Here is a 25,022-nt window from a genome sequence, read left to right on the forward strand (position 1 = left end):
TTATCCTCGCCGCACCGGATGAGAGGGTCGCGTTGCCACCCTTGCACCACCCGCCGAGCGAGCGCCTTTCCAGTCGGTTCTCGTCGCCGCCCGAGGTGATCGACGTGCCCATGAGCCCGGTGGCGACGATCGGCGCTGCGATACGCGGTGAGCAGCTCGGGTGCACCACCGCACCGCCACGGTCCCCGCCTTGCCGGCCAGGCGTGGGACGAGCATGGCGTACGCGATGCCGAATGCCAGGCTGGCCAGCAGCGCCAGGGGCAGTGAGATGTCATCGACGGGCCGGAAGATCTGCCAGTGGGTGAGGTAGATGTAGATCGAACTCGCGGCCAGGGCCGCGGCGGCCCGGTTGAGCAGGGGCACGCTGGGCAGGTCGGCCACCCAGATCATGAGGAGCAGGCCGCCGATGATGACGGCCTCGCGTCCGGGGTCCCCGAAGAACGTCGGCACGGTCGCGACGATCGCGAGCGTCACGCACAGTTTCTGGGCGACGTTGGTGGCCTTGGCCGCCGCCCAGCCGAGGGCGAACAGCCAGAACACGACGACCGGGGTGGGCAGGTGCACGTCGGGCACGAGTTGGTAGCGCGAGACGAGCCCGAGAGCGGCCAGCGTCAGCGGCAGAGCGAACGGGCGGCGGCGTTCCAGCCGGTCGACGAACGGCAGACTGAGCGCGGCGAGAAGGATGAGCAGGTAGTAGACCAGCGCCTCGATGAACCAGAAGTGCCACCAGTAGTTCGTGCCGTCCGCGGGGGCGGTGAGATAGCCGGCGAGGAAGACGCTGCCGAGGGTGTAGTCGTCGGTGAGCAGGTACATCGCGCCGATCCACGTCGTGGCGGCCAGCACGATGCGGGAGGTGCTGCGGGCGAGGGTGGCGATGCGCTGGCGTCGGGGTGCCGGGGTGAGCTGGAATCGGGCGAAGTTGTAGCCGGCCACCCCGAGGAGGAGGTGCGCGCCGCCGGGTAGGTCGTACACCTGGATGTGGCTGCCGACGATGAGGACGATGGCGATGGCGCGCAGCGCCACGGTGGTGTCGACGCGACTGCGCCAACCGCGCCGGCGATCAGGCACGGTCGGACTCGGCCCGTCCTTCTGAGCTGGCGGCGGCGGAGGGGTGGGCGCGGGCCGCAGGTCGCGGATCGGTGTGGTGTGCCAGTTCGGCGGCAGGTGGCCGAGGGCCCGCTCGAGGCGGATCGACATCTCGACGTACGACAGGGAGTCGCCGCCCAGGTCCACGAAGCTGTGTCCGGCGGTGACCTCCTTCTGGCCGAGGACCTCCGCGAACAGCGCGGTCAGGTCCGGAGCAGCGGCTGCCGGAGTGGGCTGCGGCGGGGTCGCGGCGAGAGCCCGGATGGCCGGGTAGTCGGGTTTGCCCGATGCGAGCCGTGGCAGGCGGTCGAACAGGTGGACGTCCACGACGTGGCGCGGCAGCCCGTAGTGGCGGCTGACGAGCGCGTGCAGGTGGTCGCGGTCGGCGTCGCCCTCGACGGCGATCAGCAGCCGTTCGTCGTCGCCGGTGACGAAGGCGGCGTACCCGTTCGTCCGCAGCATGCTTTCGATCTGCCGTAGGTCGAGCCGGAGGCCGAAGATCTTGAGGAAGTCCGTGCGGCGGCCGACGATCTCGTAGAGGCCTTCGGGTGTGCGGCGAGCGATGTCGCCGGTGCGCAGCTCGGTGACGGTGCGGCCACGGCCGAGGTCGGCGGGGTGCTCGGCGTAGCCGAGCATGACGTTGCGGCCGCGGTACACCAGTTCCCCGGTGTCCGGTGCACCCTCGTCGTCGGGCAGGGGATGCAGGTGGAGGCTTCCACCGGGCACGGCGACACCGATGGTGTGCGGGTGACGCTCCGCCAGGTCCGGGGGCAGGTAGGCGATGCGGGCAGTGGCCTCGGTCTGGCCGTACATGACGACCAGGTCGAAGCCCTTGCTGCGGCCGAGTTCGGCATAGCGGCGTACGCGCTCGGGCGCGAGCCGTCCGCCGGCCTGGGTCACGTAGCGCAGCGTGGGCAGGGTCATGTCGGCGAAGCCGACCCGGTCGAGCAGGTCGAAGGTGTACGGGACGCCGGCGAAGCTGGTGGCACCCGTGTCACGCACCCGCTGCCAGAAGGCGGCATCGGCCACCGACAGGTCGTTGAGGATCAGGCAGGCACCGCGCAGCAGGTGACTGTTGATCACGGAGAGCCCGTAGCAGTAGTGCATCGGCAGGGTCGTGACCGGCCGATCCGCCGACGTGATCCCCAGGTAGTCCGCGATCGACTCCGCGTTCGCCTGCAGGTTGTCGTGGGACAGGCGGACCAGGCGCGGCGACCCGGTCGAGCCGGAGGTACTGAGCAGCAGCGCCAGGTCGGGGTGCAGGTCGTGGGCGCTGCGCCTGCGGCGCCGGCTCGGGTGCGCGTGGTCGTCCGTGAACGTGACGTCGGGGTCGTAGGTCGCCGTCAGCCGTGCGAGCGCGGCGGGATTGTCCGTCGGCGCCAACAGCAGCGGGTGACCGGCGGCGAGCGCGGCGAGGTAGGTGACGATCGTGTCGACCTGGTTGGCTCCGGTCAGCAGGACGAGACGACGTCCGGGGCCCAGGGTCGCGACCCGTTCCCGGACCCGGTCGGCGAGGTCACGGTACGACACGGCTCCCGCGGGCGTGAGCAGGGCAGGCCGGTCACCGTGCCGCGCCAGGCCGCATGCGAAGGGCACGCCCCGGGCGGTGAGTGCATGGTCGACGAGGAGGGACACGGCGCACCTTAGGGTGGACTAAGTTAGGGTGGCCTACCCTAACCTATCCGCAGATTGCCCGACCCCCGCCCTCGGCGCCGATCCCAGCGGGAGTCGGGGCGCCGCCGCCCCGACGAAATCAGGGTGGCCTAAATTAGGTTAGGCACACCTGCCCTACCGCTAGGAGCCATCATGCTCAGCCTGCGCGCCGCAGCAGCACTCGTCGCCGCGGCCACCCTCGCCACCGGGCTCACCGCGTGCAGCGGCGAGCCGGACAAGGACATCACGGTCTACAGCGGCCGCACCCAGTCGCTGGTGCAGCCGCTGATCGACGAGTTCACCAAGAAGACGGGCATCACCGTCGATGTGCGCTACGGCACGACCGCGCAGATGGCCGCGCAGTTGCAGGAGGAGGGTGCCAAGTCCCCGGCAGACGTGTTCCTCTCGCAGGACGCCGGGGCCCTGGGGGCCGTGAGCAAGGCGGGACTGCTGACCGCGCTGCCCGACGAGGTGTTGCAGAAGGTTCCCGCGGCGTACCGGTCGCGCAGCGGGCACTGGGTGGGGGTCACCGGCCGGTTGCGGGTCCTGGCGTACAACGCCGACCAGGTCAAGCCGGCCGACCTGCCGGCCACCGTGCTGGAGATGACCGACCCGAAGTGGAAGGGCAAGCTCGGCGTCGCCCCGACCAACGCGTCGTTCCAGTCGTTCGTCACCGCGCTACGGGTGCAGCACGGCGACGACAAGGCCCGCGAGTTCCTGGCCGGCGTCGCTGCCAACTCCCCCCAGATCCGCGACAACAACATCGTGATCGTCGGCGAGATTCAGGACGGCAAGCTCGCCGCGGGCCTGGTCAACCACTACTACCTCTTCGAGAAGGCCAAGGAGCTCGGGGTCAGCCCGGAGCAGCTCAAGGTGAAGCTGCACTACTTCGCTGACGGCGACACCGGGGGTCTGCTCAACGTCTCCGGCGTCGGCGTGCTGTCCGGCTCCGCCGGAAACAGCAAGGTCCGCTCGTTCGTCGACCACCTGCTCGGCACCGAGGGCCAGACCTACTTCGCGGAGAAGACGTTCGAGTACCCGCTGGTCGCCGGTGTGCCGACCGCTCCGGGCCTGCCCGCGCTGGCCGACCTGCACGCCCCGAAGATCGACCTGAACGATCTGGACACCCTGACCGCGTCGGTCGAGATGATTCAGGCCTCGGGGCTGACGTCCTGACCACCACCGCTCCGGTCGGGCGGGCGCAGCCGGTAGCGCCCGCCCGACCGTCCCCTCGCAACCGGTGGCGGCGCCGCTGGCATCGACTGGCGCCCCGCCCGGCACTGCTCGCGACCGCAACAGCCGCCGTCGCGGTCGCGCTCATCCCGCTGGTCTACCTCGGCGTACGCACCGCCGAGGCGGGCTGGGACCGGGTACGCGCCGAACTGCTCACCACCGAGCTGCTGCGCCTGGCCGCGACCAGCCTGGCCCTGACCGCCGTCACCACCGGTGCCTGCCTGATCCTCGGCGCCGGCGCCGCGCTGCTGGTCACCCGCACGAACCTGCCTGCCCGACGGTTCTTCGGAGTGCTCGCAGCCCTACCGCTGGCGATCCCCACCTACGTCGGCAGCTACGGCTGGATCTCGATGCTGGACGGCTTCTACGGTTTCTGGCCGGCCGTCGTCGTGCTCACGTCCTGCTGCTACCCGTACGTCTACCTGCCGACCGCCGCCGCCCTGATCGGCACCGACCCCGCGGCCGAGGAGGCTTCGCAGGCACTGGGCCGCAACCAGTGGCAGACCTTCACCGGGGTCACGCTGCGCCAGATCCGCCCCGCGCTCGTCGCCGGTGGCCTCCTGGTCGCGCTGTACGTGCTGTCGGACTTCGGCGCGGTCGCGATGCTCCGCGTCACGACCTTCACCAGCGCCGTCTTCACCTCGTTCAACCTCGGCTTCGACCGCACGGGCGCGCTCGTGCTCTCGACCGCCCTGGTAGCCGTCACGCTGCTCATCCTCGGCGCCGAACTCGCGACCCGGCGGCACGACGCACGCTACGCCAAGATCGGCAGCGGGGTACGCCGCCCGGCCGCCGTGCTGCCACTCGGCGCGTGGCGGATCCCGGCCGTCCTCGCGCTGCTCGCCGTCGCCGCCGGGAGCTTCGCGGTGCCCACCGCAGCGCTGCTGCACTGGGTGGGCGAGGGCGTCTCCCGGCCCGGGTCGCTGACGGACATCGCCACGGCTGCCGGCAACTCCCTCACCGTGTCCGCGCTCGGCACCGCCCTGACAATGCTCCTCGCCCTGCCGATCGGCCTGCTGTCGGCCCGCGCTCCCGGACCGCTGGCCATCCTCATCGACCGGCTCACCTACCTCACGCACGCGCTGCCCGGGCTGGTGATCGGCCTGTCCCTGGTGTTCTTCGGCATCCAGGTGGCGTACCCGCTCTACCAGACCACCTGGCTGCTGGCGCTGGCCTACGCCGCCCTCTTCCTCCCCCTCGCCGTCGGTGCCGTCGCGACAGCCGCCGCCCAAGCCCCGCCAAGCCTGGAGGAGGCCGCACGGTCACTGGGACGCGGGCCGCTGACAGTGCTGCGGACCGTCACCGTGCCACTCACCCTGCCCGGCATCGGCGCCGGCGCGGCACTGGTGTTCCTGACCTGCATGAAGGAACTACCGGCGACGCTGCTGCTACGCCCCACCGACACCGACACCCTGGCCACCGAACTGTGGACGCACACCTCCGTGGCCGCCTACGCCGGCGGGGCACCGTACGCGGCGCTGCTGGTGCTGTTGTCCACCGGCCCCGCCCTGATCCTGGCCCGGCGCACCCTCAACCCGAAAGACCGACCATGACCACACTCACCGTCCGAGGCGCCAGCAAGAGCTACGGGCCGGTCCACGCACTCCGCGCCGCCGACCTGACCGTGGCGGCCGGCACCCTGACCGCGGTACTCGGCCCGTCCGGCTGCGGCAAGACCACGCTGCTGCGCTGCATCGCCGGGTTCGAGCGCCTCGACGGCGGGGAGGTCCGTGTCGGTGACACGCCGGTGGCCGGGCCAGGCCTGCACGTCGCCCCACACCGGCGACGGGTCGCCGTGGTCGCCCAGGACGGCGCGCTCTTCCCGCACATGGACGTGGCCGGCAACGTCGGCTACGGCCTCGACCGCGCCGCCCGGCGCAGCGGCCGCGTCGAGGAGGTGCTCGGCCTCGTCGGTCTCGCCGGGTACGGCAGGCGGATGCCCCACCAACTCTCCGGCGGGCAACAGCAGCGGGTGGCCGTTGCCCGAGCCCTGGCACCACGTCCGCCGCTGATCCTGCTCGACGAACCGTTCACCGCGCTCGACGCCAGCCTCCGCACGGAACTACGCGCCGACCTGCGCGCCGCGCTCCACGCCGACGACGCCACCGCCGTCCTCGTCACGCACGACCAGGCCGAAGCCCTTTCCATCGCCGACCAGGTCGTCGTCATGCACGACGGCAGGGTGCGGCAGGAGGCCAGCCCGTCCGACCTCTACCGCAGTCCGGCGGACCCGTGGGTGGCAACGTTCATCGGCGATGCCAACCTCCTCAGGGCCACCGCCAGCGGCGAGGCTGCGGAAACCGAACTCGGCACCCTCCCGCTCTCCAGCCCACACCGCGGGGACGTCACGGTCCTGATCCGGCCAGAGCAGCTGCGGCTGAACGACGCCGACGCACCGGGGGTACCCGCGACCGTCCGCCATCATCTGTTCCAGGGCCACGACGCCCTCATCGACGTCCAACTGGACAACGGCACCCGGATCACCGCACGGATCCTCGGCCAGCCAACCCACTACTCCTCGGGCACCAGCGTCCGCCTCACCGTCCAGGGAAGCGTCTACGTGCTGCCGGAGCCCGCCACGTCCTGATCGCCCGCAGGACTGCGCTCGGCCGGTCGAGCAGGACGGAGGCCGGACCACGTCGGTCCCCCCGAGGTGATCCGTACACCGAAGGGCCCGGTCAGGGCATTGTCGGTCAGCCGGCCGGGGCTGCGGCGTCGCCGGGCGTGGGACACGGTGCGGCCTCGTGGGCCGGCCGCTCGCGGTCGCGCCGCAGGAGCCGGTCGAGCAGGTCGTCCAAGGTCTTGATCTCGTCGCTGGTGTGGTCGGCGAAGACGCGCTCGAGGTTGCGCACGTGAATCCTGGCCGCCTCCTCGAGCTTCTGCCGCCCGGCCGAGGTGAGGGCGGCGAAGCTGACCCGCCGATCGGTGGGGCAGGGAACGCGTTCCACGAGACCGGCAGTGACCATCCGGTCCAGGAGCCGGGTCATCCCTCCCGTGGTGAGCGCGATCTGGCCCGCCAGGGCGCTCATCGTCAGTTTGTCGGGCGAGCGGGCGATGCGCAGCATAGCCTCGAACCAGGTATGCGGGATGCCGCACTCGCGCTCCAGCGCCTCGCCGAGCTGCCGCTCGAGCGCGCTGTATGCCTCCACGAGCCGCCCGAACGTCGTCACCAGCCCGTGGTCGACCGCGCTCTCCACCATGCCTGAACCTTACACACAGATGTTGACGGATCAAATATCCCACCATAAAGTCGTTGAATGCGCAAAATCTGAGCAATCAGAGAAGGAGTGGGACATGCGTATCGCGATCCTGGGCGCCGGCCATGTCGGCGGGGCTGTGGCGACCGCCGCCGTGCGCGCCGGCCACGACGTCGTCGTCGCGGCGACCAGCGCCGAGCACGCCCAGAAGGCGGCCGACAGCGCCGGGGCGAGCGCCGCTGCGTCGAACGCCGAGGCGGTGCAGGGAGCAGATCTCGTGCTGCTCGCCGTTCCGCACGCCGCCGTCGCCGGCATCGCCACCGAGCTGGGCGAGGCACTGACCGGCAAGGTCCTCGTCGACGTGACGAACCCGATCAACGACACCTACAGCGACCTGGTCACCGGCGGCGTCTCGGCTGCGGAGCAGCTTCAGGCCCAGGTGACCGGGGCATCCGTGGTCAAGGCCTTCAACACCATCCTCGCGAGCCGCCACGCCAACCCGGTGGAGAGCGGCGCACCCCTGGACGCCTTCATCGCCGGCGACGACGGTGCCGCCAAGAACAAGGTCGCCGAGCTGGCCTCCTCCCTGGGCTACCGGGTGATCGACGCGGGCGGGCTGCGGATGGCCCGGTCGCTGGAGGAGATGGCACTGCTGAACATCATGCTCAACGCCCGTAACGGGTGGAGCTGGCAGAGCGGCTGGAAGCTGGTCGGGCCGGTGGGCGGCGCAGCATGAGCGCCAGCCCCAACGCGGCGCCCGTCCAGCACCTCGACCTGTCGGCGGAGGTGCGTCGCTGGAGCGACGTCGGCACGGCGGGCCGGCTGCTGCCGGGCCCGGTGGACGCCACGGCGCCCGCTCGGATGTCGGTGCGGTGATGAGCGCGATGCAGACTTTCGCGCCGCCGGTCGTGGCCACCGCGGGCAGCACCGATGCGGATGCCCCGCTGGTGGTGCTGCTGCACGGCCGCGGCTCGCACGAGCGGGAGATCCTTCGCCTGGCCGACCACCTGCCTGTGGGCCCCACGTACGCGGCGGTGCGGGCGCCGATCGCCGAGGGCGGCGGGTACGCGTGGTTCGCCAACCGCGGCATCGGCCGGCCGGTCGCCGAGTCGTTGCGCGCGACGATGGACTGGTTCCGCGACTGGCTCGACGGTGTCGCTCCCGCAGGCCGGCCGGTGGTGCTGATCGGGTTCAGCGGCGGGGCCGCGTTCGCCGGTGGGCTGCTGCTCGACGATCCGGGCCGCTACGCCGGCGCCGCGATCCTGTACGGGACGCTGCCGTTCGACGCCGGCGTCCCGACCACGCCCGGCCGGCTGGCCGGCGTGCCCGTCGTCGTGGCCCAGGGCGAACACGACAGCGTCATCCCACGGGAACTGCTCGACCGCACCTGGAACTACCTGCTCGCCGAGGCCGGTGCCGCGACCCTCGCCCGCCGCGACCCGGTCGGACACGGCATCGCCGCGCCGGCGCTGGCGACCGTAGCCGGCTGGCTGCGGGAACGCCTGGCACTCGTCGCCGACCGGGTCCGCCCGACGCCGTCTCCGAGGACGTGGACAAGGCCGCCCGGCGGCCAGTTCCCGCCGCCCGTGGGGCCCGCCCGACGGTGAGCAGTCAGGTTCGGCGGCAGCAGCGCAGCGACAAGGGCCGGTCGAGCTGTGGGAACAGCTGTTCGCGCGCATCGCCGCGCTGCCGAGGGTGACGACCCGCCAGTCGGCGATCTGTGCCCGGGGCGCGCGGCTTCGTGCTCGCCCCGCCGCGACTGGGCCCGGACGACGCGTTCCTCGTGCCCGCCGTCGGCGAGTTCGCCCACCTCCACCGAGTCGCCGGGGTCCTTCGGCGCGACGGGCCCGCCACGGCCGGCGCGTTGACGGCCCCGGCTAACTATCGTAGCCTTTTGGCTATGAGCATTAGCCCAACCCCCGTTCAGACCCGCTCCGGCGGCCCCGAGCGCGACCATGCCTAGGGCCGGGCTGTCCACCTCGGCCGTCGTCGACGCGGCTCTCGACCTCATCGATGATCGAGGCCTGGATGCCCTGACCTTGGCCGCGGTCGCCGAACGCACCGGAGTCGCCGCACCCTCGCTGTACAAGCACGTCGGCAGCCTCGCTCAACTGCGGACACTGATGGCCGTACGGATCATGGACGAGCTGACCGAACGCTTCACCGCCGCGTTGGTCGGCCGCAGCGGCGACGACGCCGTCGCCACCCTGATGCACGCCTACCGTCGCCATGCGGTCGAACATCCGGCCCGCCACGCCGCGATGCCACCGGATCCCCTGCACGACCCGGCCCTGGCGAGGGCCGGTGCACGGCTGCTCGAGGTCTTCCTCGCGGTGCTGCGTGGCTACGGGCTCGAAGGCGAGGCCGCCATCCACGCCACCCGCTGCCTGCGGGCGATCGTGCACGGCTTCGCCTCGATCGAGGTGGCCGGCGGCTTCGGCCTGCCCGAGGACCTGGACACCACCCACGAACAACTGATCCACATGTTCGTCGCGAGCCTGCCCCGCACCTGATCTCGACGCCGGAGAAACATGATGCCCATCTCCCCCGCCCGCACCCGGCTCGGCGCCCTTGCCCTCGCTGTCGCCGGCATCCTCTTCGTCCTCTACCCGGCGACCCGGCCGTGGCACGACGAATCCACAGTCGACGGCGCGACCCGGGCGATGAGTTCCGACTGGTGGGTCGCCTCGCACCTGTTCGCCATGATCGGCTTCATCCTGGTGACGCTGGGCCTGCTCGCCGTACGCGACGCGGTCAGGCACACCCGAGCCGAGCGGCTCGCCTTCGCCGCCGTCGTGACCGGTTGGCTCGGCGTGGGGCTCGTCCTGCCCTACTACGGCGCCGAGGACTTCGGCCTGCACGCCATCGCCAGCACGTACGCCGCGGGCCAGCCGCTCGACCTGCTCGCCCTCGTCGACACGGTCCGATACAACCCGGTCGCGATCACGACGTTCGGGCTCGGCCTGATCACGCTCGGGGTGTCGGCCGTCCTGACCGCCGTCGCGATCTGGCGCTCGGGGGTACTGCCGCGCCCCAGCGGAATCATCTTCGCACTCGGCTTCGCCCTCTTCCTGCCGCAGTTCTACACGCCCGCGGCCGTCCGGGTCGCACACGGCCTGCTCGTCGCGGTCGGCTCGGCCTGGCTGGCGCTGGCACTCTGGCGGGCGAGGGCTGATTCCTGACGTGCCGTCGCCTCGTCGGCGAGGACACGAAGCAGGGACGGCACCGACGTCGCGCCGCAGGATGGCCACCGTCCGGCGGGTAATGGCCGTTGCCCGCGGCGACCAGGGCCTGGACCTGCTGCCTCTCGCCCGAGCCCCGGCGCCCGCCCGGGTTCGGGCGGGCGCCGGGGCGCAGGTGGTCCGGGTCAGGTTCGCGATCACCTGGCCTGCCACCCACCGGCCCGGGAGCTCGATCGCCCCCGGATTCCGGCAGGTCAGCCAACCGGTGGGCCCATCCAGGAAGACCGGATCAGCTCCCGCTCGGTGGCGGCGAGGTGGGCGGTCGCGGCGAGCCAGGCCCAGGCGTACCGGTCCGGGTCGGGATCGGTGAGCCGGCCGAACGCGTCCCGGCCGCGCCGGTCGGACTCGTCGGCGAGCGCGACGGCCACCGCGGCGGCGGTGGTGAAGCCGGCGCGGCGCAGCGGACCGGCCAGCCCGGCGCCCTCGCCGCGGGCCGCCTCGCCGACGGCGCGGCGACCGCCGGAGACGGCCAGCTCCACCAGCCGGCGGACCCGCCACAGCGGGGACTCCGCAACCGCGTCGGCGCCGACGGCGAGAACCGGTTCGGTCATCGCGGCCGGGTCGCGCGGCGGCAGGTGGCCGCCCTGGATCTGGTCGTAGCCCAGGTCCGCCCGGCCGTGCCAGTCCGCCGGCAGCCGCAGCGTCGTGGCGGCACCGGGCACCGGGCCGACCGCGAGCGGGTGCAGCGTGCTGGCCCGATCCGGGTCCAGCCGGCCGACCACCCGGATCCGCAGGCCCGGCCAGGAGGCGAGCCGCCGCAGGTTGGCCACGTGGGCCAGCACCGGGTGGGAGTTGACCGGCACCAGCCGGATCAACGGACCGTCCGGCACCGGCGCGCGGTCCGGTCCGGCGTCGGTGCCGGGGGCCAGTTCCCGGGCCAGCACCTGGTCACCGGCGGCACCGACCACCATCAGGTCACAGCCGACCAGCGCGACCCCGGCCCGAGCCGGATCCTCCGGATCGTCGGCGGCGAGTTGAGCGGTCACCACCTCGGCGAGCGGGCGGGCGAACAGTTCCGCCAGGGGCCCGGTGGACCAGTCGGTCCCGGTGATCGGGGTGGCTCGCACTCCCTTGCCGGCACCGAGCCGGCCGTCCGGGGAGACGGTGGTGCCGGTGATCCGCAGGCCGCCGCGGGCCAGCACCGCGTGGTTGACCGCGACCGCGCCCATCTCGGTGACTGCCCGGGCGCAGTCCTGTGCCCGGTCCGGGCCGCCCGGCTTCACGTCGCCGAAGGAGAGCTGGCGCCCGTCGGCGGCGACCAGGTGGGTGACCACCCCGGCGTACCCGGTCGCGCTGATCACCGGTTCCCGGCAGACGCCGTACACCTCCAGCGTGCCGTCCGGCTGGTAGGCCCGCCGGAGGATGCCGACCAGCGCCGGGTCGGGATCGCCGGCGGCCAGCCGGCCGGCCACGTACAGCAGGTCGTGCAGCACCTCGACCAGCTCCGCCAGCCGGTGGCCGGTCTGTCGACCCCGGTGGGCGCGCAGGCCACGTACCACGCGCAGCGCGGCGCTCTCGGCCCGCGGCAGGCCGGCCAGCCGGGCGCTGTGCGCGGCCCGCAGCAGTTCGGCCTGCGGAACCGCGCCGGCGGCCGGAACGCCGGCCGCGAGCACCGCGGCGGCTGCCCGCCACAGCGCGCCGGCGGCGGCCCGCTGCGCCTTCGTCGGTGCCGCGCTCCGTCCGGCACGACCGGCGGCCGTGCCATCCGTCTTTCCGGTGCGCCCGGCCTTCCCGGTACGCCCGGTGGCCGCGCCGACGTCGTCCGACGTGGACGACGCGGCGGTGGTGGACACCGGTTCGGGGTGGGTGGCCGGGTCGGCGACCGGGCAGGCGACCAGGACCGCGGTCCGGTGCAGGCAGCGGGGCGACAGCAGGCAGCTGCACCTTGCCTGGTGCGGGTCGGTGACCGCGCCGGTCGGTCCGGGCGTCAGGGTGACCAGGGCCTCGGCGCCGCAGTCGACCGACACGCCGCCGTCGACCCGGCCGACCGGTACACCGGCCAGCCGTTCGACAGTGGCGTCCAGCCGCTTGTGCAGCCGGGACGGCAGGGCCGCCACCGCCGCGGCGGCGACCCCCGACAGCACCGGCGGCAACCGGTCGGTGTCCACGGCGGTGGATGTGCGGTCCGTCAACGTGATCCTCCGCGTACACGGTCGCCCACCCAGCGGGCGAGTTCGAGCGGGCTGAGAGCGGCGACCGGCATCCCCGCCGCGACGAGCTGCTCGGCGACCGGTACCGAGTAGCAGGGCACTCCCCTGTCGTTCAGCGCGGCGCAGCCGAGCAGATGCACGCCGGAACTGGCCAGCGTGCGGACCTCGCCGAGCAGCCCGGCCAGCGGGTAGCCCTCCTCGAAGTCGCTGACCACCGCGACGATGGTGCGGCTCGGCACGGTCACCAGCGAGCGGGCGTGGGCCAGCCCGGCGGCGATGTGCGTACCGCCGCCGACGCGCACCTCCAGCAGCAGCGACAGCGGGTCGTCGACCCGGTCGGTCAGGTCGACCACCTCGGTGGAGAAGGCGAGGAAGTGGGTGGACAGGGTGGGCACCCCGGCCAGCACGGCGGCGGTCAGCGCCGACCACACCACCGACGCCTCCATCGAGCCGGACACGTCGACCACCAGCACCAGCCGCCAGTCGGCCTCCTTGCGGGTCCGGGTGTTGAAGACCGGACGTTCCGGCACCACCACCGTCCGGCCGTCGCCGAGCCGCTGGGTGTGCGCCAGGTTCGCCCGCAGCGTACGGGCGAGGTTGATCCGGCCGCCGGGACGGCGGGACGGGCGCGGGTTGGTCAGCCCGGTCAGCGCCGGACGCACCTGGGTGGCCAACTGCCTGGTCAGTTCCTCGACCAGCCGCCGCACCAGTGGCCGCAGCCTGGCCAGGTGCGCCTCGGGCAGGCCACCGGCCAGCGACAGCACCGAGGTCAGCAGCTCCATCGAGGGGCGTACCGCGGCCGGGTCGAGTTCGGCGAGCACGTCGGTACGGCCACTCTCGGCCGCCCGGGCGATGACCTCCTCGCGTACCGCGGTGCCGAACAGCGCCTCGAGTTCGTCGGCCCACTCCCGCGCGGTCGGGAAGGAGGCGTCCTGACCGCCGCCGGCCGCCTGGCCGAGGTCGGTGGCCCCCTCGCCCTGACCCGCCCCGTACAGCTCGTCGAGGGCGCGGGCGTAGCGGCGGGCGTCGGTCGGCAACCGGTCGGGTTGGCGGCCGAGCAGCAGCCGCCACCGGTCCGTGGCGGTGAGCCAGGCGACCGGCGTGCCCGCCCCGGGTTCGACGTCGGCAGCGCCGGTCGGCGTGCCCGGCCCGGGTTCGACGTCGGCAGCGCCGGTCGGCGTGCCCGGGATCGGGATGTCGCGGGCGACCAGGGCGGCCCGGCCGGCCGCGTCGGCGGCGGCCCAGCGGGCCAGCAGCTCGGGCGCGGCGGACAGGGCCAGATCGAGCCGGTCGCCCAGCCGTTCGGCGACGGTGTCCAGCAGCCGCTCCCGGGCCGCCGGGGTGAGCACGTCGAACCCGCCACGCAGTGCCGGCAGCCGGTCCAGGAACTCGGTGTCGGTGAGCCGCTCGATCCGCTCCAGCAGCGGGTCCAGCGCGGCCGGGGCGGACTGCAGCAGCGGATGCGCCGCGGTGAGCAGACCACCGAGCAGCCGGTGCAGGTGCCGACGGGTGTCCGGCCCGGTCGCCGCGTCGATCCAGCCGGCCACCCGCGTGCCCAGGGTTTCCAGGTCGGTCAGGTCGAGCAGCACCCGGGCGGCCAGGGCGGCACCCTGGATCAGCGACGAACCGGCCCGGGCCAGGTAGGCGAGGGCCTCGTCCAGGCGCAGGCCGATCCGGTCCTCGCCGGCCCGGACCGCGAGGTCCACCAGCGCGGCGGCATCGGCCGCGGCGTCGCTGCCCGCCAGGCCGGGCAGCCCGCGGACCGCCGCGTCCAGCAGCACGACGGCCAGCTCGGCCGCCCGGGCCCGACCGTCGGCGGTGGTGCCGGGCAGGTGCTCCCGGCGCAGCGCCTCCAGCAGGTCCAGTGCGGCCAGCAGCTCGGGCAGCGTGCCGGTGCCCGGCAGCACCGCGGCGGCCAGCTCGAGCCGATCGGTGACCAGTTCGGGCAGGTCGCACCGGGCGGCGTCGCGTAGCCCGGTGAGCAGCTGCGCGGCGGTGGGGCCGCCGTCGGCGGCCTCCCGGCGGAACCGCTCCCGCAGGGTGCCGGCCGCGGCCAGCGCCGCGGTAACCCCGCGTACGCCGACCAGGTCCAGCCGGGCCGCCACGGACGGCGTCCAGGCCAGTTGCCAGCGGGTGGTCAGGGCGGCGCCGTCGCCGGTGCCGGACACCGCGATCGGCTCGCCGTAGCCGACGCCGCAGACCTGGAGGCGTTGCAGCAGGATCTCCCGCCGCCCGTCCAGCTCGGTGCGCAGCGGGTCCAGCCGCACCTCGCGGGACTTCGGGCTGTCCGGGTTGGGCATCCGCAGCGCGGTGAGTTCCGCCTCGACCGCGGGGCCGAGCCCGGACCGCGGCGTACCGGGGGCGACCCGACCCCGCTCGGCACCGACCAGCACGGTTTCCAGCGCCTTCGCCAGCGCCCGGCCGCGGCCGAGCAGTTCCCCCTGACCGAGCACGGTGGTCACCGCCTCCAGCACCTCGCCCCGGCCGGGGGCGGGCAGGTCCCGCAGTCGGGCCAGGTCGCCGGCCAGCCGTACCGTCTCGGCGGCCTCGCCGGTACCGGCGGTGTGACCGGCCGAACGGAGTTCCCGGCACAGGTCGGTGACCGCCCGGGCGGCGGCGGCGCGGATCCGTTCCGGGTCGCCGCCAGCGGTGAAGACGGACTGCTGCCAGCGCGGGTCGCGGATCCCGGCCGGGTAGCCGGACCGGGAGTCGAGCAGGTCGAACGCGTACGGCACCAGCGAGGTGATCGCCGTGCCGCCGTTGGTGGTGGCCGACCCGGATTGGGTCGTCACGGACCGCACCGGACCGGCCGGGGCGACGACGGGCCGGGTGGACTCGGCGGCGACACCGGCGGTCGACACCGGATCTCCGCCGACCGGGCCGGGCGCGTCGGCGTCGGTCGACGAAACGGCGAGCAGGGCCGGGGCGTGGAAGGCGCCGATGACGGCGGCGACCCGCCGGCCGGCTGCGCCGGCCTCGGCCAGCACCCGGCGCATGTGCCGCTCACGGGCCAGGTCCCGGGCCGGTACGCCGTCGCCGCTGGCGCTGTCGGTACGCATCGCCCAGCCGACGCCGAGGGCGGCCCGGCGGACCGCCTCGGGCGGGCAGCCCGGGGCACGCACCTCGACCACCCGGTCCCACAGGTCGTCGCCGTCCCGGCCGGTGCCGCTGGCGCTGAGCGCGACGGCGTAGCCGGACCGGCGCAGGCCGGGCACCGGCTCACCGGCGTCCGGGTCGGGATCGGCGGTCGGCGCGGAACCGGCAGACGGGCCGGAGTCGGTGGCCGGGTCGGTGGTGTCGGCGGTCCAGCCGGGGTCGGTCAGCGGCAGGTCGCAGCAGACCACCTCGACGCCGCGCTGCCGGGCCCAGCGGATCGCGGCCAGTTCCGGGGAGAAGTCGGCGAACGGGTAGAAGCCCATCGGCCCGTCCGTGCCGTGACTGCCGACCAGGGCCAGCGGGGCCCGGGCGGCCGGGTCGGACAGGTACGGCAGCCAGCGCTGGAAGTCGGCCGGCAGCTCGATGCAGACCACCTCGGCGCCGGCGGCGTCCAGCAGTGCCGGGACCACCGCCGCGAGGGCCGGGCTGTGATGCCGCACCCCGATCAGGTACGGCCGGACCGAACCGGCGAGCGCGTCGACCACGGCTCGCGGGTCGGCTGTCGTCGGGTCGACCGTCGACGGGGCGGCGGTCGGCGGCGCCGCACCGGTCGACGTGCTGGAGAGGGTCGTCACCGCAGGCTCTCCCGCAGGTCCCAGAGCCGGCGCCACATCGCCGAGCCGTCCTCGGCGCGGCGGCGGACCGGGCCGTCCCAGTAGCCGAGCAGCCGGGCGTGGTCGTTCTGGTCGTCCTTGCGGACCACGCCGAGCAGGTGCCCGGGCACCAGGTCGAGCGCGTCCCCGCCGGGCAGGTACGCGGCGGCCAGGCCGAGCGACGCCGCCACCTGAACCGCCTCGGCGGTGGACATCACCGTGCCGGGCCGTTCCACGTCCCAGCCCTCGCCCGACCGGCCGGTACGCAGGTCGCGGAACACGGTGACCAGGGCGTCCAGCACCGCGTCGTCCACCGTGTACGCCGCGCCGGCACGCTGCACGGCGGCGGTGGCCTGCCGGCGGACCAGGTCGGTCTCGGTGTCCGCGTCCGAGATCGGGTGGACGGTCTCGAAGTTGAACCGGCGCTTGAGGGCCGAGGACATCTCCGACACGCCCCGGTCCCGCAGGTTGGCGGTGGCGATCACGGTGAACCCGGGCACGGCACGGATCAGGCCGTCCTCGGTGCCGGCCAGCTCCGGCACGTTCATCCGCCGGTCGGACAGGATGGACACCAGCGCGTCCTGCACCTCGGGCAGGCAGCGGGTGACCTCCTCGATCCGGACCACCCGGCCGGTGCGCATCGCGGTCAGCACCGGCGAGTCGACCAGCGCCTGCGGGGTCGGGCCCTGCGCGAGCAGCAGGGCGTAGTTCCAGCCGTACCGGAAGGCATCCTCGGTGGTGCCGGCGGTGCCCTGCACGGTCAGCGCGCTGGTGCCGCAGACCGCGGCAGCCAGCAGCTCGGACAGCATGGACTTCGCGGTACCGGGCTCGCCGACCAGCAGCAGGCCCCGCTCACCGGCCAGGGTGACCACGCACCGCTCGACCAGGCTCCGCTCACCGACGAACTTCGGCGCGATGGTCATGCTGGCCGGCAGTTCGGTGCCGCCCGGACCGGTGCGCCGGTCGGCGGGCAGCTTCAACTCATCGCCGTCGCTGCCCCGGATGAAGGTGACCACGGCGCGCGGGGTCAGCGCCCAGCCCGGCGGCCGGGCGCCGTCGTCGTACGCGGCCAGGAAGGCCAGCTCGTCGGCGTACCGCTGTTCGGCGGAGAGGACCTGGGCTGCGGTCTCCGGCGCCGCGGTGGGGCGGACGTGTTCCGTCACGGTCACGGGTGTTCCTCGATCTCTCTGGTTCGGATGGGGTGTGCGGGACAGGGGTCGGCGGCGGGGTGGTGCCGCGACGGCCTGGTCGGTCGTCGCGGACACCACCGCCCTCCGGGTCGGGTCAGCGGCGGGTGCCGCGGGTGGGCAGGTTGTCGAACCGGGGCCGGTCGCCGTCGCGGAGGCGTTGCCAGGCCCGCCGGTAGAGGTCGACGGCCGGTTCGAACGGCACGGTCACGCCGAGGCCGGCCGTACCGTCGGGCGCGAGGTCGAACAGGGCGACCTTCCAGCCCTCGATCGGTGCCTGCCCGCTGCCGCGCTCCAGCCACGGCCCGGGCAGGAACAGCGACCGGCCGGCCCGGGACCGGCTGGCCTCGATGACCAGGTCGGTGCCGGCCAGTTCGGCGCGGGCCGCCTTCAGCCGGGCCGGCTTCCAGCCGGTCCACTTCGCCGTGTTGCGGTCGGTCGGGTCCGGCATGGCCAGCAGCATCAGGTACACCGCCGCCGCGTCGGCGCCCAGGCCGTGTTCCCCGGCCGCCTCGGCGACCAGTTCGGGCACCGACCGGGTCGGATCCTGCGGCCACCAGGCCCCGTCCGCCGCCGGCGCGCCGCCGTCCGGCTCCCCCGGACCGCCGAGCAGCGCCGCGAACCGCGGGTCACGGACCAGACGCAGCGCCACCTCCATCGGGTACGGCTTGGCCGCGTCCCGCCGCAGCGCCGGCAGGTACGGGTCCGTCCCGTCGGCGCCGAGCAGGTCCGGCCGCAACGCGGGCGACGGTTGGCTGTCGTAGGTGGACAGGACGATGGCGCCGTACCGTTCCCAGCCAGGACCGGTCTCCGACGGGGTGCCCGCCACCTGTTGGAAGTCGGGCAGGGAGACGTACTGGTCGAGGTCGAGCAGCAGGTCGGGGTTGGCCAGCCGGTCCCGGATCGTGGCCAGCGCGGCCGGCAGCGCGGCCCGGCACGGGTCGCCGGCCGGCGTGTGGTGGGCGACCCAGGCTGCCAGGGCGATCGTGGAGCGCAGCACCTCACCGGTGAAGCCCGCGGCCCGGCCGTCGACCTGCCGGGCCCGGTCGCCCTTGATCTGGAAGGCCAGGTCGGTGCTCAGCTCGACCGAACGGGCCGGGTCGACCAGCGCCGGCAACGCCTTCGCAGGTCCCCAGCCGTGTCGGATCGCGCGCACCGCTTCGGCGAGCAACTGTTCGGGCACCACCACCCGGCGCCCCACCGCGGCGTTCCAGACCGCCGCGGCGGCAGCCACGTCCGGGCCGTCGGCCCACAGCCGAGCCGGGTCGTCCGGCAGCAGCGCCGAGACCACGGCCCGCCGGACCTCCGGGCTGGCCTCGTCCAGCACCCCGAAAGCCAGCTTGACCTCACCGACCTGCTTGACCCCGAGCGCCTTGCGCAGCTCGGTCGGCACGGTGTTCGACGAGTCCACGTACGGCAGGCCGGCCAGCACCAGCTTTGCGGCGGTGGGGGTGACACCCGTCAGCTCGGCGAACCGCTCGGCCGCTTCCGGCCGCCAGGGCAGCGGGCCGCGCGCGGCCCACTCGGTGAGGAAACCGGCCAGCCAGCCGGCCGGCCGTTCGTCACCGACCGGCGCCGAGAACATCACGGTGTACGGCTCGGGCACGGCGAACACGCCGGCCGGGTCGTGGTACAGCGCGTCGAGGCGGTAGCCGGTGGTCGTGCCGTGGTAGTTGAGGACGGCGATGAACGCCCCGTCGGGCAGCGGCAGGATGCCCGGCCGGGGGGAACGGCGCGTGCCGTCCGGATTGTTCAGGTCGTCGTCCAGCAGGTGCAGCCTGAACCGGCGCCACCGGGTCGGCTCGGCCACCGTGCTCAGGTCGAGCCGGTCCAGCTCCGTGAGCAGGGCGCGCAGCGTCTCCCGGTGTTCGTCCGGGGTGACCGCGGCGACGGCCCGGTAGGCGACGGCTGCGACACCTCCGAGCAGGGACCACCAGTCCAGAGCGGCCGGCAGCGACGGTCCGTCGAGGTGCAGCCGTACGGCGGGTTCGCTCCCGGTGGTGCCGGACCGCTGGGCGGCGAACGCCTGGAGCTGGGTGAAGGCGTGGGTCGAGCGGGCCCCACCGTAGGTTGAGCCACGCAGACCGTCCAGCGCCATGTTGAGCTGCTCGTCGGTGGGTCCGGCCGCGGTGGCCACCGGCGCCACCGCCGCCGGCGCCGACAACGACCTGGTGAGCCGCTCGGTCACCGCGTCCAGGTCGGTGCGCACCCGGGCGGCCAGCCGCAGCACCCCGGCCACCCCGGCCAGCACCGCGTCGTGACTGACCGCCGGCAACGTCGATCGAACCAGCTCGACCAGCGCGTCCTTGTCCTCCGCGTCGGCGGTGGACGGTCCGGTGCTGGAGGTGCCGGCCGGTGTGCCAACCATGGACGCCGGGACGGCGACGGGAAGGCCGGTGATGGCCTGCGTGGCAGCGGTCAACCGGGGGCCGGTCGCCGCCCGGGCTGCGGCCCGCGCGGCCTCCTCGGCCAGGGCGGCGCGGCGTTCGTCGAGGGCGACCTTGAGCAGCACGGCGGCGGTGTCCCGGTCCACCAGGCGCAGGGCGGTGGAGCTGGCCGGGTCCCGGGGCAGCATGTTGCCGAGGAAATTCTGTTCCGGCAGCGGGAGCGCGTCAGGGTTGTAGCCCCCGCTGCCGGCGGCCGACACCACCCCGTCCGGGTCGACCAGGACGAAACCCTCGAGGACGGCCCGCGGCCGGTCGTCTCCGGGCAGCACCAGCGCCGCGACCGGCACCTGTCCCGAGGCCACGGTGACGGTACGACCGGCCAGGTCCTCGCCGCGTACCGAGCCGTCCGGCAGGGTGACCACCCGCCAGCCGAGCAGACCGTCCACCGGAGCGGCGGCCGGGGTGGCCCGGTCGGACAGGGCTGGCCGCAGCCAGCTCGCCGACTCCTGGAGGTGGCGTCCGTCGACCGGGAGGTCGGCCAGGAACCGGGGCAGGCTGCGCCGGCCGTGGGCATTACCGGCCGGGTCGTACTCGCGCCAGCCGTAGGTGTCGTCATCGTCGCTGCGGCGGTAGACCCAGTGGGAGGTGCCGTCGGTGATGACCGGCAGCTCCGCCGGGACAACGGTGTCACCGGCGTGCAGCACGCCGCGGCCGGTGGTCCGCCCGCCGCCGGCCAGCGGCAGGGTGATCTCGTTCCCGCGCGGCTGGCTGCCGTGGCGACGGCCGTGGATGGGCTGTGGCTCGCCGGGCGACGAGTGCCAGTAGCCGCGCAGATCGTAGCCGAGCGCCTCGGAACGCCAGTAGACCAGCAACTGGCCGTCGACGTAGTGGTAGCCGGGCTGGCCCCACATGTCGCCGGCCGGGATGCGCAGGTCGTGGCGGAGCACGATGCCCTCGGCGCCGAGCACGCGCACCGTCGTCGGCCCGCCCAGGATCACGTACGGCCAGGCTTCCTGCCGGGTCACCTCGACCTGGCGGTCTCCACCGGTCACCTCCTGCCAGGCCAGCTCCCAGTCCGGCCAGCCCAGCTCGTCGATGATCCCGCCGCGCAGGCTGCGGGCGACGTGTTCGGCGAGGTCGACGTCGAGGGCCTGCCTGAGGCCGCCGCCCTGACCGGGGTCACCGGACCGGTCGAGGTCGTCGGACACCAGGCGCAGCGCCTCGACCGGGAGCCTGCCCAACCAGTCCACCGACTTCGGCAGGTACGGCAGTCCGGTCGCGAACCGGTCGCGGATCCGGGCCCGCAGCCAGTCGGTCAACGACGGCCGGATGCCCGGCGTCCCGGCCAGCCGGCGCAGGGCGGCCTGCTGGTCGTCGACCTGGTCGAGACCCCGGCGCAGGGCCCGGGTGAACCGGTCGTCGCCTGCCACGGCGAGCAGATCCCGCTCTCCCCCAACCCTCACCCATTGCGCCAGGTCCAAGGCTTCGCGTTCCTTCGGCGGGGCCACCGGGAGGTCGAGGGCGAGCAGCAGGTCGAGCAGGTCCAGGTCGCCGTCGGCGGCGAGGATCTCGCCGCTGTCGGCCAGTTCGGCGCGCAACCGGTCGGCCATCCGCTCGACGAGCGGGTACAGCTCCGGCACCCGTCGGCGGTGGTAGCCGGATTCGGCCCGGCTCACGAAGCGGCGCAGCCAGCCGACGGAGCCGTCCTGCGGGCGGGCCGTGTCCGGCACGTCCGGTTCAAACAGTCCGGCGAGCGCACCGGTGTCGGTCAGCAGGACCAGCCACGTGACCAGGTTGTCCCGGTCGGCGGGCATCAGGTCGAGCAGGCTGCCGCGGATCGCCGGGTCGCGGCCGGCCAGCGCCTTCACCGCCGGCAGGTGCGCCTTCCACCAGCCGGCCGGCGCCTCGGCGGCCACCGGCAGCCGGAGCAGCTCGGTCAGGTAGGCCGCCTCACGGTCGGCGACGGCGGCGCTGGCCTTGCCAGCGGCTTTGGTGGCGGCCCGGACCAGCCGGTTCACCGCGGTTGCCGACTGCGCGGAGGGAACCACGCCGGCAGCCGCGGCCCGCAACGCCAGCCCGCAGAACCGGTCCAGCGCCTCGTCGGCCGGCAACTGGGCGGACAACTCCTTCGCGTAACCGGCCAACGCGGTCGCGGACACCACCTTGGCCGACGCGAACTCCAGGTAGACCTCGTCCAGCCGGTTCAGGTCGACCGGCAGGCCGTGCTGCGCCTCTGCCTTGCGCGCCTTGTTGAACAGCTGCGTCGCGTAGGTGTCCTGCCCTGCGGCCAGGAACACCCGCGCCGCCTGCTCGAAGAACGTCGGCAGGAAGTGCGGCAGCGTACGGGCGAACCGGTCGGCGACGCTCTGGTGCCCGTCCAGGGCGGCCTTCGGCCGCGACCGTACCTGCTTGGCCAGCTTCTGCAACTCCGGCACCACCGCCAACGCGTGCCGGCCGTCCGCCGCGTGGTGCACCAGCACCCACTCCGGGAAGGCCAACGGGCGGCGCGGGCCCAGCCCGACGACAGCCGGCTCGGCACCCGGTGTCAGGCCGAGGAACCCGACAGCGATGTCCTCGCCCTCGCCGAGGGCGGCGTCGACCAGGCGGACCACCGGCCGGTCGTCGAGGGCCGGGTGCCGGTAGGTGCGGGCGGTGAGGGGCACCGCCCGGTCGCCGGCCCCGGCGGTGTCGATCGGCAGCACCGCGCCGGCGGTGAGCAGGCTCTCGGCCGATTCCTCGCCCGACATCGTCGTCATCCCGGTCACGCCTTCTTCCCCGTTCCGGTCACGGCGCCGGACAGGGCCGTCGCCATCCGCATTCCTTCCGACCAGGCCACCGGCCCGACCTCGGTCAACCGCAGCGTCGGTCCGTCCACGACCGACCAGGAGAGATTGCCCAGAGTCGCCTCGGAGTCCCAGTAGTCCTCGTCGAACCACATGACAGCCTCGACCGTGCGTCCGGCCTCCCAGACCCGGCACTTGACCTGCGAGCCGGAGACCCGGAAGCCGAGCGTGGCGGCCCGGACGGCCAGCCGGTTGGGGACCGTGGTACCGCGGAAGTCGGTGATCGTGGTGTCCCGGTCCTTCAGGTCGGCGGGCTTGCCCCAGGTGCCCCGGTGCAGTTGCTCGACCCGCTGGGTGACGTCCAGTTCGTCGGCGAACTCCCGCAGGTCTGCCAGGTCGGGCAGGCGCACCGGGTGCGGCAGCGTGGCGCTGGCCGGCGAGAGCCGGACGGTCTCCCCGTCGAGGTTGACCACGCGCAGGTCACCGGTGTCGGTGACGTCCCGCAGGAAGCCCGGCTCGGCCGGGTCGTCCCCGAGCACCACGAGGTCGCGCAGCGCGTCCTGCCAGGCCGGGTCCGGCCAGACCCGGGCCAGCAGCCCGGTCGGCACCGGCAGCGAGGACACCACCCAGGCGTCGACCCGGGTCAGGCATTCCGCGGTGTGCCGGTCCAGCCACTGGGCGAGCTGGCGCAACCGGTCCACCTCGGGGGTGTCCCGCAGCATTTTCGGCAGAGTCTTCAGTGGACGGCCGGTGGCTCGCGGGCCTGTGGCCCGCGCCGTCACCTTTCCGTCCACGAGAGAGATCTCGTACGAGTCTCCCACCGGTAGCCAGCCCATCAGGAATACCCTCCGCAGTGGCAAATTAGCCAGATTTCGTGAGGAATCGGCCACGATTGACAACGCAGGGCACGCTAACAGTAGTGACCGACACGACAGCGGCCCGGCGGCAGGGTGCTGGGGCCAGGGCCGGGCGGGACGAGCAAGCCGGACCTGCGGGAGTCGCAGGTCCGGCTGGTCCGAGGGCGCTGTGAAAGGTCAGGCGCGGCCCGAACGGGAGGCGAAACGGTGACCTAGGTCACAGTAGAGCATCAGCGGCGGAGTGGCCGGGGTTCGCCGCCGAGGGCAGGGGCGGTCGATCGAACCAAGCCGAATTGTCAGCCGAGGCCAGCCCGATCAAGGCGGTCGGGCAGGCTTCGGCCTACGGACATGCCGCTCCTCAACGCGGCGATCCAGGAGAACCCGCTAACCGACGGTGGCCTCCCCTATCCATGCGACGCGCCCATCACGAGCAAGTCGCACACCGCTCCCGTGGCCGCAACCCCGCTTGGTCGCGGTCCCGCGTGGTGCAGAGATCAGGCCGCCGGTCACGCGGGCCGGACCGGCTGCACGATCTCGGTACTCCACTCGGTCGGGCTCGGCCAGGCGGACGGGTCCAGCGGTTCGGTCGGGTCGATCCACGTGTAGACCTCCCATGCCGGACCGGCCGGCGTGCGCTGGTGCTCGCCGAGCCACGCTTCCAGCCGCGCGTACGCCTCGGCAAGTCGGTCGTGCGCACCGAGGTGCCACGTGCTGACGGCGGTGCCGCCGGGCAGCTCGGTGACGGCGATGCGATCCGTGCCGTCGGCATCGTCACCGACCGGAATGCCGGTCTCCAGGTCGGTCTCGTCGTCGCCGAACGTGTGGTAGCGGACGAAGGGCGCGCCGGCCGGTGCGAAGCCGGAAGCGCGGAGGTGGCTGATCAGCGACCCGAGCTGCTCGCCCTGGGCCTCGGCCAACCGAGCCACCGGCACGGTGGCGCGGATGCTCAAGGAACGTTTCGGGTCACGTCGGTGCTCGACAACATCGGCGGGCTGTTCGATGGTCATGGGCTCTTCCTCTCCTGGGATGTTCACCGGTCAGGCGGTGGCGCCCGATGGCGTGGTCGACGTGGCTGCGAGTGTGGCGAGATGCGCCTTGACGACCGCCCGGGCGCGTCGAGGACTTTCGCCGTGCAGCACCGTGTGCAGGATGAGCCCGTCGACAAGCGCGTACAGCCGTCGCGCTTCCAAGGAACGGTCGACGTCCGGTCCCGCGATCCGTGTGACGAGATTGGTAAAGGCCTGGCGGAGCAGGCGGTGCATCTCGACGCTGAGGGGCCGCAGCGCCGGATCCACCAGCGACTGCGCGGAGAACGCGAGCCACACCTGACACTCGGCCAGTCGGTCGGCATCCAGCGGCAACATCTCGGCGATCGAGCGTTCCACGACCCGGAGCTGGTCACCGGTCACGTCGATCGCCTCGATCCGGGCCTGGATCCGTTCCGCGACGAGCCGCATGGCGAAGACCGTCAACGCCGTCTGCGACGGGAACGAGTGGC

The 25,022-nt window shown here is 73.6% G+C and carries 17 protein-coding genes; 8 read left to right on the forward strand and 9 right to left on the reverse strand.

Annotated features, from left to right (window positions below):
• Positions 1-2,721, reverse strand: a complete 2,721-nt coding sequence (locus tag ACZ6O2_RS19010; RefSeq protein WP_466023717.1) for an AMP-binding protein — start codon at positions 2,719-2,721, stop codon at positions 1-3.
• Positions 2,722-2,892: 171 nt separating this feature from the next.
• Between ACZ6O2_RS19010 and ACZ6O2_RS19015 the strand changes: the two genes are divergently transcribed.
• The 3 genes from ACZ6O2_RS19015 (at position 2,893) to ACZ6O2_RS19025 (ending at position 6,559) form a co-directional block, all read left to right on the forward strand.
• Positions 2,893-3,915 (forward strand): iron ABC transporter substrate-binding protein, encoded by a 1,023-nt coding sequence (locus ACZ6O2_RS19015; RefSeq protein ID WP_466023718.1) that lies wholly within the window; start codon positions 2,893-2,895, stop codon positions 3,913-3,915.
• Positions 3,916-4,001: 86 nt separating this feature from the next.
• Positions 4,002-5,525: an ABC transporter permease gene (locus ACZ6O2_RS19020; RefSeq protein WP_466023772.1), complete on the forward strand. Its 1,524-nt coding sequence runs from the start codon at positions 4,002-4,004 to the stop codon at positions 5,523-5,525.
• Complete coding sequence (locus tag ACZ6O2_RS19025; RefSeq protein WP_466023719.1) at positions 5,522-6,559, forward strand: ABC transporter ATP-binding protein; 1,038 nt, start codon at positions 5,522-5,524, stop codon at positions 6,557-6,559. The genes ACZ6O2_RS19020 and ACZ6O2_RS19025 overlap by 4 nt, the downstream gene beginning before the upstream one ends.
• Before the next feature lie 106 nt (positions 6,560-6,665).
• On the opposite strand, the gene ACZ6O2_RS19030 is transcribed toward ACZ6O2_RS19025, so the two are convergent.
• The gene (locus ACZ6O2_RS19030; protein ID WP_466023720.1) at positions 6,666-7,172 is read right to left on the reverse strand and encodes a MarR family winged helix-turn-helix transcriptional regulator; all 507 of its coding nucleotides are present in this window, start codon (positions 7,170-7,172) and stop codon (positions 6,666-6,668) included.
• Between the two features lie 19 nt (positions 7,173-7,191).
• Between ACZ6O2_RS19030 and ACZ6O2_RS19035 the strand changes: the two genes are divergently transcribed.
• The 5 genes from ACZ6O2_RS19035 (at position 7,192) to ACZ6O2_RS19055 (ending at position 10,351) form a co-directional block, all read left to right on the forward strand.
• Positions 7,192-7,905 (forward strand): NADPH-dependent F420 reductase, encoded by a 714-nt coding sequence (locus tag ACZ6O2_RS19035; protein ID WP_466023721.1) that lies wholly within the window; start codon positions 7,192-7,194, stop codon positions 7,903-7,905.
• Positions 7,902-8,045, forward strand: a complete 144-nt coding sequence (locus ACZ6O2_RS19040) for a hypothetical protein (protein ID WP_466023722.1) — start codon at positions 7,902-7,904, stop codon at positions 8,043-8,045. Before ACZ6O2_RS19035 ends, ACZ6O2_RS19040 begins: the two co-directional genes overlap by 4 nt.
• Positions 8,045-8,776 (forward strand): alpha/beta hydrolase, encoded by a 732-nt coding sequence (locus ACZ6O2_RS19045; RefSeq protein WP_466023723.1) that lies wholly within the window; start codon positions 8,045-8,047, stop codon positions 8,774-8,776. The genes ACZ6O2_RS19040 and ACZ6O2_RS19045 overlap by 1 nt, the downstream gene beginning before the upstream one ends.
• Before the next feature lie 348 nt (positions 8,777-9,124).
• Complete coding sequence (locus ACZ6O2_RS19050) at positions 9,125-9,682, forward strand: TetR/AcrR family transcriptional regulator (protein ID WP_466023724.1); 558 nt, start codon at positions 9,125-9,127, stop codon at positions 9,680-9,682.
• A gap of 21 nt (positions 9,683-9,703) precedes the next feature.
• Entirely contained in the window at positions 9,704-10,351 is a 648-nt protein-coding gene (locus ACZ6O2_RS19055; protein WP_350705855.1) for a hypothetical protein, read from the forward strand.
• 254 nt (positions 10,352-10,605) lie between these two features.
• Here ACZ6O2_RS19055 and ACZ6O2_RS19060 read toward each other — a convergent pair whose 3' ends face one another.
• From ACZ6O2_RS19060 to ACZ6O2_RS19090, 7 genes are all read right to left on the reverse strand, one after another.
• On the reverse strand, positions 10,606-12,543 hold the full coding sequence (locus ACZ6O2_RS19060) for a hypothetical protein (protein WP_466023725.1): 1,938 nt from the start codon (positions 12,541-12,543) through the stop codon (positions 10,606-10,608).
• A complete protein-coding gene (locus tag ACZ6O2_RS19065) occupies positions 12,540-16,292 on the reverse strand; it encodes a vWA domain-containing protein (RefSeq protein WP_466023726.1) in 3,753 nt (1,250 codons plus the stop codon). The genes ACZ6O2_RS19060 and ACZ6O2_RS19065 overlap by 4 nt, the downstream gene beginning before the upstream one ends.
• The gene (locus ACZ6O2_RS19070; RefSeq protein ID WP_466023727.1) at positions 16,289-17,479 is read right to left on the reverse strand and encodes an ATP-binding protein; all 1,191 of its coding nucleotides are present in this window, start codon (positions 17,477-17,479) and stop codon (positions 16,289-16,291) included. Before ACZ6O2_RS19070 ends, ACZ6O2_RS19065 begins: the two co-directional genes overlap by 4 nt.
• Before the next feature lie 115 nt (positions 17,480-17,594).
• Positions 17,595-22,640 carry a hypothetical protein gene (locus tag ACZ6O2_RS19075; protein ID WP_466023728.1) on the reverse strand — a complete coding sequence of 1,682 codons (5,046 nt, stop codon included), beginning with the start codon at positions 22,638-22,640 and terminating at the stop codon, positions 17,595-17,597.
• Positions 22,641-22,645: 5 nt separating this feature from the next.
• Positions 22,646-23,503, reverse strand: a complete 858-nt coding sequence (locus ACZ6O2_RS19080; RefSeq protein ID WP_350705847.1) for a DUF4132 domain-containing protein — start codon at positions 23,501-23,503, stop codon at positions 22,646-22,648.
• Between the two features lie 527 nt (positions 23,504-24,030).
• Positions 24,031-24,531, reverse strand: coding sequence for a GyrI-like domain-containing protein (locus ACZ6O2_RS19085; protein ID WP_466023729.1), 501 nt, complete (start codon positions 24,529-24,531; stop codon positions 24,031-24,033).
• A gap of 30 nt (positions 24,532-24,561) precedes the next feature.
• Positions 24,562-24,981, reverse strand: coding sequence for a TetR family transcriptional regulator C-terminal domain-containing protein (locus ACZ6O2_RS19090; RefSeq protein WP_466023730.1), 420 nt, complete (start codon positions 24,979-24,981; stop codon positions 24,562-24,564).
• Positions 24,982-25,022 lie beyond the last annotated feature (41 nt).

This window comes from Micromonospora sp. NPDC048040, assembly GCF_055587185.1.